This is a genomic window from Streptomyces sp. NPDC059668, assembly GCF_042734135.1.
Lineage (GTDB): Bacteria > Actinomycetota > Actinomycetes > Streptomycetales > Streptomycetaceae > Streptomyces.
The window spans coordinates 52,449-62,850 of the sequence record NZ_JBHWEL010000056.1 but is presented as its reverse complement, the minus strand read 5'-3'; the positions used below and the strand labels follow the sequence as shown (position 1 = coordinate 62,850).

Below are 10,402 nucleotides of genomic sequence, written 5' to 3'. Positions count from 1 at the left end.
TCGTGGGGGGGGGGTTGTGGGTGGGCGGGCTCGCCGTTATCACCCCCCCCCGCCGCACCCCCGCCCCCCCCCCCCCCACCCTGCGGGGGGGGGGGGCCGCCCCCCCGCGCACCTCCGCGCGGCCGAAGACGGGCAGGCCCGGTCTGACAGCGTGTAAGTCTCGTCTCACCTGCGCGAAAGCGCCCCCGTGCGCCTCTCTCCGGCAGCGCTGCGGCCTTATTGTCTAAACGTCAAACGCCCTTGGGTCCCGCTCGTCGCCCGGTCACCACCCCTCAACGCGGCCCTTCGGGCCGCACCATTGGATCCAGAGCCCCCGCCGAAGGAGCCCTCATGACCGCGCCCGTCGTCCACTCGCTGCGCGAACAGATCCGCGAGCACATCGTGGAGGGGATCGTGAGCGGGCGCTGGAAGCCGGGCGAGCGGATCGTGGAGCGGCGGATCGCGACGGAGCTGGAGGTCAGCCAGACCCCGGTCCGGGAGGCGCTGCGGGAGCTCGAGTCCCTGCGGCTGATCGAGTCGGCGCCCAACAAGGGCGTGCGGGTCCGGAACCTGACGGCCGCCGACCTGGAGGAGAGCTACCCCGTACGAGCCGGTCTGGAGGCCATCGCGGCCGAGCTGGCGGCGGAGCGGCTCGCCGAGGACTGCTCGGCGCTGGAGCCGCACGTCACCGCCCTGTACGAGGCCGACCGGTTGTCGGACGGAACCGGCCAGGTCCGCCACACCGTCGCCTTCCACCGCGAGCTGGTGCGTGCCGCGGGCAACTCCGTCCTCCTGCACACCTGGGAGGGCCTGGGCATCGAGGTCTTCACGGCACTGTCGATCCGCTGGCTGGGGACGGTCCAGCAGTCGTACGCGGAGGAGCACGACGCCCTCGTGGCCGCTTTCCGGCGCCGGGACCCGCTGATCGCGGAGCTGGTGAAGGCACACGTCCTCGGCTGCGCGCCGCGGCCCTGACACAGCGGAGCGCGGCCATGCTCACCTGCGGGAATCCCTCGAATCCAAGGCACCCGGTGCCTGCCGCCGAGGCACCGCGTGCCGACTTTCCCCGAACCAAGAGGTTTTCGGCCCGTTTCCTTTGATCGATCATCGATCAGGGGGTTACAGTCATCGGCGGGCTCACACCAGAGCCCTTGAGCCCTGTCCTGCCAAAGACCAAGGGCTACCCCGAACCCTTACCGATGAGGGAACCCCCTTCGACTCCGGAAGGCGGCGCAATGACCGACCCCACCGCAATCCAGCCGAGCGAGCTCGACCAGCTCCCGGACCGCGACCCCGAGGAGACCGCCGAATGGCAGGCCTCACTGGACGCCGTCACCAAGGCGGCCGGGCCGCACCGTGCCGCGTACCTGATGCGCCGCACGCTGGAGCGCGCCGAGGGCAACGGTCTCGCGCTGCCCAAGCTGCTTGAGACCGACTACGTCAACACCATCCCCACCTCCGCCGAGCCCGCCGTGGACGGCGACGAGGAGATGGAGCGCCGGATCACCGCCTGGAACCGCTGGAACGCGGCCGCGATGGTGACCAGGGGCGCGAAACACGGCGTGGGCGGCCACATCGCCACCTTCGCCTCCGCGGCCTGGCTCTACGAGACGGGCTTCAACCACTTCTTCAAGGGCAAGGAGGCCGACGGGTCGGGCGACCAGCTCTACATCCAGGGCCACGCCTCCCCCGGCATCTACGCCCGCGCCTTCCTCGACGGCCGCCTCGACGAGGCGCACCTCGACAACTTCCGCCAGGAAGCGGGCGGCAACGGCCTGCCGTCCTACCCGCACCCGCGCCGGCTGCCCTGGCTCTGGGAGTTCCCGACGGTCTCGATGGGCCTCGGCCCGCTGTCGGCGATCTACCAGGCACGCTTCAACCGCTATCTCACCAGCCGCGGCATCAAGGACGTCTCGCAGTCCCACGTGTGGGCGTTCCTCGGCGACGGCGAGATGGACGAGCCGGAGTCGACGGCCGCACTCGCCCTGGCGGCGCGCGAGGGCCTGGACAACCTGACCTTCGTCATCAACTGCAACCTGCAGCGCCTCGACGGCCCGGTCCGCGCCAACTTCAAGATCGTGCAGGAGCTGGAGGCCCAGTTCCGCGGCGCCGGCTGGAACGTCGTGAAGTCGCTGTGGGGCAACGCCTGGGACGAGCTGTTCCGGCTCGACACCACCGGCGCGCTGGTACGCAGGCTGCGCGAGGTGCCCGACGCCCAGGTGCAGACGTACCAGACCCGCGACGCCGCCTACATCCGCCAGGACTTCTTCGGCGCCGACCCGGCGCTCGTCGAGATGGCGAAGCTGCTGAGCGACGACAAGATCACCGAGTGCTTCCACCTCTCCCGCGGTGGCCACGAGTCGCGCAAGGTGTACGCCGCCTACCGCGCCGCGCTCGCCCACAAGGGCGGACCGACCGTGATCCTGGCCCAGACGGTCAAGGGCTTCACGCTCGGCACGGGCTTCGCGTCCAAGAACGCCAACCACCAGATGAAGAAGCTGTCCACGGACGAGTTCAAGCAGATGCGTGACCTGCTCGAACTTCCCATCTCCGACAGCCAGTTCGTCGACGGCGTGGTCCCCTACGGCCACCCGGGCGCCGACGCCCCCGAGGTCCGTTACCTCCAGGAGCGCCGCGCGGCCCTCGGCGGCCCGGCCCCCGCCCGCCGTACGCACCCCCTCGCCCCGCTGCCCGCCCCCGCCGACAAGGCGTTCGCGTCCTTCGACAAGGGCTCCGGCACGCAGAACGTGGCGACGACGATGGCCTTCGTCCGGCTGGTCAAGGACCTCGTCCGCGACAAGGAGAGCGGGAAGCGCTGGGTGCCGATCGTCCCCGACGAGGCGCGCACCTTCGGCATGGAGAGCCTCTTCCCCTCCCTCGGCATCTACTCGCCCAAGGGCCAGACGTACGAGCCGGTCGACCGCGACCAGCTGATGTACTACAAGGAGGCCAAGGACGGTCAGATCCTCAACGAGGGGATCACCGAGGCCGGCTCCATGGCGGACTTCATCGCCGCGTCCACCGCGTACGCCACGCACGGCGAGGCGATGATCCCCTTCTACATCTTCTACTCGATGTTCGGCTGGCAGCGCACGGCCGACCAGATGTGGCAGCTCGGCGACCAGCTCGGCCGCGGCTTCCTGGTCGGCGCCACGGCAGGCCGTACGACGCTGACGGGCGAGGGCCTCCAGCACGCCGACGGCCACTCCCCCGTCATCGCGGCGACCAACCCCGCGGCGCTCAGCTACGACCCGGCGTTCGCGTACGAGGTGGCGGCGATCGTCAAGGACGGTCTGCGCCGTATGTACGGCGAGACCGCGCCCGGCGAGGACCCGAACGTCTTCTACTACCTGACGGTCTACAACGAGCCGATCCCGCAGCCCGCGAAGCCGGCCGGGCTCGGCATCGACGAAGGCATCGTCAAGGGCCTGTACCGCTTCAACACGGCCGAGTCGGCGGGCCTGTCCCCGGCCGCCAACGCCGCGCGCGTCCAGCTGCTGGCCTCCGGCACGGCGATCCACTGGACCCTGGAGGCGCAGCGGCTGCTCGCCGAGGAGTGGGGCGTCGCCGCGGACGTGTGGTCCGCGACGTCCTGGACCGAGCTGCGGCGCGACGCGCTGGAGGCCGACGCGGCGCTGCTGCGCGGCGAGGAGCGGGTGCCGTTCGTCCGCCAGGCGCTGCACGGCGCCGAGGGCCCGGTGCTCGCGGTCTCCGACTACATGCGCCAGGTCCCGGACCAGATCGCGCAGTGGGTCGAGCAGGACTGGTCCTCGCTCGGTGCCGACGGCTTCGGCCTCTCGGACACCCGTGAGGCGGCCCGCCGTCACTTCGGCGTCGACGCGCAGTCGATCGTCGTCGCGGCGCTGGCGCAGCTCGCCCGCCGTGGTGAGGTCAAGACCTCCGCGGTGAAGGAAGCCCGGGAGCGCTACGGCCTGTAGGACCTGTGGTTCACCCCGGCGAGGGGGGTACGGCGACCGCCGTACCCCCCTCGCCGTCGTCACCGGCCCCGGCTCGCTGTCGGTGCCGCCCGGCATGATGAACGCATGCGTGCTGCCCGCCTGATCAAGATGGTGCTGCTGCTCCAGTCCCGGGCGTCGATGACCGCCGCCGAGCTGGCGCGGGAGCTGGAGGTGTCCGAGCGGACCGTCGCCCGGGACGCGCTGGCGCTCTCGGAGGCGGGCGTCCCGGTGTACGCGGACCGGGGGCGGGCCGGGGGCTACCGGCTGATCGGCGGCTACCGCACCCGGCTCACCGGCCTGGCGCGCGGCGAGGCGGAGGCCCTCTTCCTGAGCGGGGTGCCCGGGGCGCTGCGCGAGATGGGTCTGGAGGACACCGCGTCCGCGGCCCGGCTGAAGGTCTCCGCGGCCCTGCTGCCCTCCCTGCGGGACGCCTCACGGACGGCGGCGCAGCGCTTCCATCTGGACGCGCCCGCCTGGTTCGCCGAGCCCAGGGCGCCCGAGCTGCTGCCGCCGGTCGCGGAAGCGGTGTGGGACGACCGGCCGGTCCTCGCGCGTTACGGGCGGGACGGCACGGAGGTGGAGCGGACGCTGGAGCCGTACGGGCTCGTGCTCAAGGCGGGCGTCTGGTACCTGTGCGCGCGGGTGCCCGAGGCGGGGGCCTTCCGGGTGTACCGGATCGACCGGTTCACCGCGGTCCGTCCCGGCGAGGAGCGGTTCCGGCGGGACGAGGGTTTCGACCTGCCCGCGTTCTGGGCGGAGCGGGCCGGGCAGTTCGCCCGGTCCATCCTGCGGGCCGAGGCCGTCGTACGGCTCTCCCCGGACGGCGTACGACGTCTGCCGTACGCCGTCGATCCCACGGCGGCGAGGGCCGCCCTGGACGAGTGCGGTGCCCCCGACGACCGGGGGTGGGTGACCGTCAAGCTCCCCGTCGAGTCCGAGGAGGTCGCCCATACGCAGCTCACGGGGCTCGGGCCCGAGGTGGAGGTGCTCTCCCCGCCGGTCCTGCGCGAGCGGTTCGCCGCGGACGCGGCGCGACTCGCGGTCCTCTACGCGTGACGGGGACCGCGAAAGCGCCCCGTACCTGCCGGTTTTACCGTCGGCATGTGCGCGCATAACAATCTGCGGCACTCCGCGTGCGTCACTCCCGTTCAGGCCCGATGCTTGACCCGTGATGGACGAGACGGAGTTCTGGGAGCTGGTGGACACGACCCGCGTGGCCGTCGAGGGCGACCCCGAGGACCACGCCGACCTGCTCGTCGAACGCCTCGTCCAGCGGGACCCGGACGTCGTGCTCGACTTCGCCCGGCACTTCGAGGCCCGCTACAACCGCGCCTACCGCTGGGATCTGTGGGGCGCGGCGTGGGTGCTGCTCGACGGGGCGAGCGACGACGCCTTCGACTTCTTCCGGTGCTGGCTGATCGGCCAGGGGCGCGAGGTCTTCGAGGGCGCGATGCACGACCCGGACGCCCTGGCCGAGCTCCTGGACGACTTCGACGAGGATCTCGACGGGGACGGCGAGGAACTGGGGTACGCGGCGGACGAGGCGTACGAACAGCTCACCGGGGTCGTCGCGCCCGACCTCGGCATTCCTCCGGCGTCGTCGGAGCCGGAGGGCACGCCACTCGACTTCGAGAACGAAGGGGTGCTCGCCGAGCGGTATCCCAGGTTGTGGGAGCGGTTCAGGGGGTGAGGGGGTGGACAGGGTGAGGGTGCTCGCCGGTACATGCCTCGGCCGTCCCCTCCACGCCACGCCTGGGGGCTGCCGCCCCCAGCCCCTCGCTTCGGCCTGAAGGGCCTCGTCCTCAAACGCCGGACGGGCTGAAAGGCATGGCCCCGACCGGAACCATCCGCCAAGGACCGGCACCTCCAGCCCGTCCGCAACCATCCGCCGCCGGCTGACACCTCCAGCACGGGCCCGCACATCCAGCCCGTCCGCAGCAGGCTGACACCTCCAGCGCGGGCCCGCATATCCAGCCCGTCCGCAGCAGGCTGACACCTCCAGCACGGGCCCGCATATCCAGCCCGTCCGGCGTTTGAGGACGAGCCCTTCGGGCGATGCGGGGGTCCAGGGGGCGCAGCCCCTTGGCGGGGGTCCGGGGGCGGAGCCCCAGGGGTACGGGACACGCCGGGACGTCGAGGGCGAGCAAACCGGCGGAGCCTCAGTGGCGGCCCTGCAGAACGGCCGCCCTCGTACGGATCGCCGGAAGCCGGGCCGTCAGCGCCGCACCGGGACACGTGGTCATGAATCCGGCGTTGTGACCGGCCAGCGTGGGCAGCACCACCGCCGTACCCACGGCATACCGGCTGAGACTGTTGCTCGACACGAGCCGCACGGTTCCCCGCGGATCCACGTCCGCGAGCCCCAGCTTCCACGCCGCGAGCGCCGCGATCGCCTCGGTCATCGCCCGCGGCACCACCGACCCCGCCGTGAACGTACCGATGGCCGCGATCCCCGCGGTGCGGTGGTTGAAGCCTTGTGTGTGGGCACCGGTGACGGCCCGGTCGACCCCGCCCGCGCGCCCCTCGTAGATCGTCCCGCACCGGTCGACGAGGAAGTTGTAGCCGATGTCGTCCCAGTTCCGGGCGCCGGTCTGGCCGGCGTAGAGGTAGCGGATGATGCGGGGCACGTCGGCGCAGTCGTACGCGTTCGGCGAGTCGGTGTGGTGGACGAAGACCGCGACGACCCGGTCGTCGTAGCGCGGCGGCGGCTGGTCGCGCGCGGTCGCGGCGTCCAGCCAGCGCGACCGCGGCACGATGGTCGGCCGCATCGCCGTGTGGACGGCGGGCCGCACCGCGGCCGGAGGCGCGGCGGTACGGGAGCGGCCCACCACGCGTTCCACTCCGAGGGCGCACAGGACGAGCGCGAGCACTGCGAGCAGCCCGGAGACACACCCGAGCACGATCAGCGTGGGCCGCGTCGCCCACCGGCCCCGGTCCGACCGGCGCGTCACCCACCGGTCCCACGCGGGTCGCCGTACGACCGCCCGGCCCCACCCGGACAGCCGCGTCACCCACCGACGCCACACCGGTCGGCGCGTCGTCCACCGGCACCAAGCCGGGCGCCGCACGACCCACCAGTCCCACACCCGACCCCGGGGCAGCCACCAACCCCACACCGGTCGCCGCGGCAGCCACCATCGCAGCCACAGCCGCGCCCATTCCAGCGCATGGCGAAGTCGCTCCCCGCCTGATTCCCGCGATGCCCCTCGCGTCCTTTGGACGACACGCATGCCCTCACCCTCGCCCGGAACCTCCCGTCGCGCGATGTGCACTGTGCCACCCGGTGGAACCATCTCCCTGGTCCGGAGCGTTTTCACAGTTCCACGCACGCGTGGCCCCCTCCCGGGACCGCGCGCGCGTGCCTGATCACTGAGCCCGCCCCGCGCGTACTAAGGGGCCCGAGAGAAAGGCGGCTCCGTGGACCTGCTCGACATCCTGCTGATGCTGGCGATCCTGGCCTACGCGGCGTCCGGCTACCGGCGTGGCCTGGTGGCCGGCTGTGTCTCGCTGGCCGGGTTCGTGGGCGGCGCGGTCATCGGCGTATGGGTGCTGCCCTGGATGATGAACCTGGTGACGGCCGGCACGTCGGCGGCGACGGTGACGGCGGTGCTGACGGTGTTGGTGCCGGCCGTGGTGGGCCACGAGCTGGCGGGCCGGCTGGCGCTGAAGCTGCGCCGCGAGCTGGACCGGGGACCCCTGCGGGTGGCGGACGGGATCGGCGGGGCCGCGGCGAACACGCTGGCCGTGCTGCTGGTGGCCTGGGTGGCGGCGAGCGTCCTGGGAGCCTCCTCGTCCACCCTGATCACGCAGTCGATCCGCGGTTCGGCCCTGCTGGGCGCGGTGCAGAACGCGATGCCGGACACCACACCCACCTGGTTCTCCCGGGCGACCTCGGCGCTCACGGAGGCGGGCTTCCCGCAGGTCTTCAACCCGTTCGAGAACGAGCCGACGGCGGGCGTCGCCAAGCCCTCCGGGGACAGCGTGACCGAGTCCGCGACGACCGCCGCCAAGCTGAGCACGGTGAAGATCGAGGGCGCCGCGGGCAACCAGGGCCGGGAGGGCAGCGGCTTCGCGTACGCGGCGCAGCACGTGATGACCAACGCCCACGTGGTGGCGGGCATCGACAACCCGACCGTGCGGGTGGGCGGCGTGGGCCGGGTGTACTCGGCGCGTGTGGTGCTCTTCGACCCGCGGAAGGACGTCGCCGTCCTGTACGTCCCCGGTCTCCGGGCCCCGGTCCTCCGCTTCGACACCGGCGCCGCCCGCGGCGACTCGGCGGTCGTCGCGGGCTACCCGCAGGACGGCGGTCTCGACCTCCAGGCGGCGACGGTCGCGAACCAGATCAACGCGCGGGGCCAGAACATCTACAACACGGACACCGTCACCCGGGAGATCTACTCGATCCGCTCCACCGTCCGCCCCGGCAACTCCGGCGGGCCGCTCCTCACCACCGAGGGCAGGGTGTACGGGGTCGTCTTCGCCCGGTCGACCTCGGACGACGAGACGGGTTACGTCCTGACGGCGGACGAGGTCAGCGGCGACGCGCAGCGGGCGGCGCGGGCGACGGCGCCGGTGGACACGGGTGACCTCGTCACCTCGTGAGGCGGGCCGAGCCCGGTCAAAGGCCGCGGAGCGGGGTCAGAGGCTGGAGCGGGGTCAGAGGCCGCGGAGCGGGGTCAGAGGCCGCGGCCCATGAACACGTCGTCGACGTACTCGCCGTCGAGCAGGAACTCCTCGGGCAGGACGCCCTCCACCACGAACCCCTCGGACTCGTAGAGCTTCCGCGCCGGGGTGTTGTGCCCGAGGACCCGCAGCGAGATCCGCCGGGCGCCCTGCCTCCGGGCCTCGTCCTGCACGGCCCGCAGCAGCGCCCGTCCGACGCCGACGCCACGGGCCTCGGCGGAGACGGCGAGTCCCTGGATCTGCCGGACGTGGGAGTTGCAGGCGAGGGACGTCGGGTGGCCCAGCCGGACGTAGCCGACCAGGACGCCGTCGAGTTCGGCGACCAGGTGGTCACGGGGCCCGAACCGTTCGTTGTAGAAGGGCTCGTACGGCGGCCGGGGGCGGGGCATGACCGCGTGCAGGGTGGACCAGGTGGCGCGGTCGAGACGGCCGAGGACGTCCTCGTCGTCCGGCGTGGCGAAGCGTATGTGCGGTACTGGCATGAGGATCACTGTACGGCGGCGCCACGGGGTTCCCGCCGGTCTTTTCGCGGGCCGCGGTGCAGGATGGACGCATGAACGACTCACCGCTTGCTCCGGGTTCCCGCGTGGTGATCGCCGGTGCGTCCGGCCTGATCGGTTCGGCGCTGACGCGCTCCCTGACGGCGGACGGGTACGAGGTGGTCCGCCTGGTGCGGCGGGCTCCCCGCACCCCGGGCGAGGCGCGGTGGGATCCCGAGGGGCGCGGGATCGACGCGGGGGTGCTCGCCGGGTGTGCGGCGGTGGTGAACCTCTCGGGGGCGGGCATCGCCTCACGACGGTGGACGGACGCGTACAAGCGGACGATCCGGGAGAGCCGGGTGCGCGGGACCGCGGTGCTCGCGGAGGCGGTGGCCTCCCTCGACGAGCGGCCTGCGGTGTTCGTCAACGGGAGCGCGATCGGGTTCTACGGGGACACGGGCGAGCGGGCGGTGGACGAGTCGGCGGGGGCCGGGGACGGGTTCCTGCCCTCGGTGTGCGTGGCGTGGGAGGCGGCGGCCGACGCGGCCCGGCAGGCGGGGGTCCGTACCGTGCTCGCCCGTACGGGGCTGGTGGTGGCGCGGGAGGGCGGGGCGTGGGGGAGGCTGTTCCCCCTGTTCAAGGCGGGGCTCGGCGGGCGCATGGGGGACGGTCGTCAGTACTGGAGTTTCATCTCCGTGCACGACGAGGTGGCCGCGATCAGGCACCTCGTCGACACGCCGTCGCTGTCCGGGCCGGTCAATCTGACCGCGCCTCAGCCGCTGACCAACCGTGAGATCACGGAGGCGATGGGGCGGGTGCTGCGGCGGCCCACGGCGCTGGCCACGCCGGCCGTGGCGCTGCGGCTGGCTCTCGGTGAGATGTCCGGCGACATCCTGGGCAGTCAACGGGTCCTGCCCACCCGCCTCCTGGAGTCCGGCTTCGCCTTCACGTTCCCGTCGATCGAGGACACGCTCCGAGCGGCCCTGCGCTGACCGGCCGCCTTCGCCCCCGCCGGCCCATCCCTTGGGGCGCCGCCCCAAACCCCGCCAAGTGGCTGCCGCCCCCTGGACCCCCGCCATCGCCCGAAGGGCTCTTCCTCAAACGCCGGACGGGCTGAAGATGCATGGCCCGGGCGCCGGCCTTCAGCACCCTGATGACGCAGGCCCGCACCACCAGCCCGTCCGGCGCTTGAGGACAAGGCCCTTAAGGCCGATACGGGGGTCTGGGGGCGGAGCCCCCAGGTACGGGACGGGTCGGGTAGGGGCGGCGGGGGCGAAAACACCCGGTCGTACACAGAACCGT

At 72.5% G+C, this 10,402-nt stretch carries 8 protein-coding genes; 6 read left to right on the top strand and 2 right to left on the bottom strand.

The window, feature by feature from the left end:
* Positions 1-330: 330 nt before the first annotated feature.
* From ACFV2J_RS30980 to ACFV2J_RS30965, 4 genes are all read left to right on the top strand, one after another.
* Positions 331-954, top strand: a complete 624-nt coding sequence (locus tag ACFV2J_RS30980; RefSeq protein ID WP_385096838.1) for a GntR family transcriptional regulator — start codon at positions 331-333, stop codon at positions 952-954.
* 260 nt (positions 955-1,214) lie between these two features.
* Entirely contained in the window at positions 1,215-3,917 is a 2,703-nt protein-coding gene (gene aceE, locus ACFV2J_RS30975; protein ID WP_385096841.1) for a pyruvate dehydrogenase (acetyl-transferring), homodimeric type, read from the top strand.
* Positions 3,918-4,022: 105 nt separating this feature from the next.
* Positions 4,023-4,994: a helix-turn-helix transcriptional regulator gene (locus ACFV2J_RS30970; RefSeq protein ID WP_385095018.1), complete on the top strand. Its 972-nt coding sequence runs from the start codon at positions 4,023-4,025 to the stop codon at positions 4,992-4,994.
* A 115-nt stretch (positions 4,995-5,109) separates the two neighbouring features.
* Positions 5,110-5,628 carry a DUF4240 domain-containing protein gene (locus ACFV2J_RS30965; RefSeq protein ID WP_385095030.1) on the top strand — a complete coding sequence of 173 codons (519 nt, stop codon included), beginning with the start codon at positions 5,110-5,112 and terminating at the stop codon, positions 5,626-5,628.
* Positions 5,629-6,097: 469 nt separating this feature from the next.
* On the opposite strand, the gene ACFV2J_RS30960 is transcribed toward ACFV2J_RS30965, so the two are convergent.
* Positions 6,098-6,841 carry a peptidoglycan recognition protein gene (locus ACFV2J_RS30960; RefSeq protein ID WP_385095033.1) on the bottom strand — a complete coding sequence of 248 codons (744 nt, stop codon included), beginning with the start codon at positions 6,839-6,841 and terminating at the stop codon, positions 6,098-6,100.
* A gap of 514 nt (positions 6,842-7,355) precedes the next feature.
* Between ACFV2J_RS30960 and ACFV2J_RS30955 the strand changes: the two genes are divergently transcribed.
* Positions 7,356-8,540 (top strand): MarP family serine protease, encoded by a 1,185-nt coding sequence (locus tag ACFV2J_RS30955; RefSeq protein ID WP_385095021.1) that lies wholly within the window; start codon positions 7,356-7,358, stop codon positions 8,538-8,540.
* Between the two features lie 74 nt (positions 8,541-8,614).
* On the opposite strand, the gene ACFV2J_RS30950 is transcribed toward ACFV2J_RS30955, so the two are convergent.
* Positions 8,615-9,103 (bottom strand): GNAT family N-acetyltransferase, encoded by a 489-nt coding sequence (locus ACFV2J_RS30950; protein WP_385095024.1) that lies wholly within the window; start codon positions 9,101-9,103, stop codon positions 8,615-8,617.
* Between the two features lie 71 nt (positions 9,104-9,174).
* On the opposite strand from ACFV2J_RS30950, the gene ACFV2J_RS30945 reads away from it, so the two are divergent.
* Positions 9,175-10,092, top strand: coding sequence for a TIGR01777 family oxidoreductase (locus tag ACFV2J_RS30945; protein WP_385095027.1), 918 nt, complete (start codon positions 9,175-9,177; stop codon positions 10,090-10,092).
* Positions 10,093-10,402: the final 310 nt, after the last annotated feature.

What these genes read in the sequence shown, in the direction of transcription:
- aceE (WP_385096841.1), top strand. Translation starts at nt 1,215, where the DNA reads ATGACCGACCCCACCGCAATCCAGCCGAGCGAGCTCGACCAGCTCCCG.
- ACFV2J_RS30965 (WP_385095030.1), top strand. Translation starts at nt 5,110, where the DNA reads ATGGACGAGACGGAGTTCTGGGAGCTGGTGGACACGACCCGCGTGGCC.
- ACFV2J_RS30945 (WP_385095027.1), top strand. Translation starts at nt 9,175, where the DNA reads ATGAACGACTCACCGCTTGCTCCGGGTTCCCGCGTGGTGATCGCCGGT.
- ACFV2J_RS30970 (WP_385095018.1), top strand. Translation starts at nt 4,023, where the DNA reads ATGCGTGCTGCCCGCCTGATCAAGATGGTGCTGCTGCTCCAGTCCCGG.
- ACFV2J_RS30980 (WP_385096838.1), top strand. Translation starts at nt 331, where the DNA reads ATGACCGCGCCCGTCGTCCACTCGCTGCGCGAACAGATCCGCGAGCAC.
- ACFV2J_RS30950 (WP_385095024.1), bottom strand. Translation starts at nt 9,103, where the DNA reads ATGCCAGTACCGCACATACGCTTCGCCACGCCGGACGACGAGGACGTC.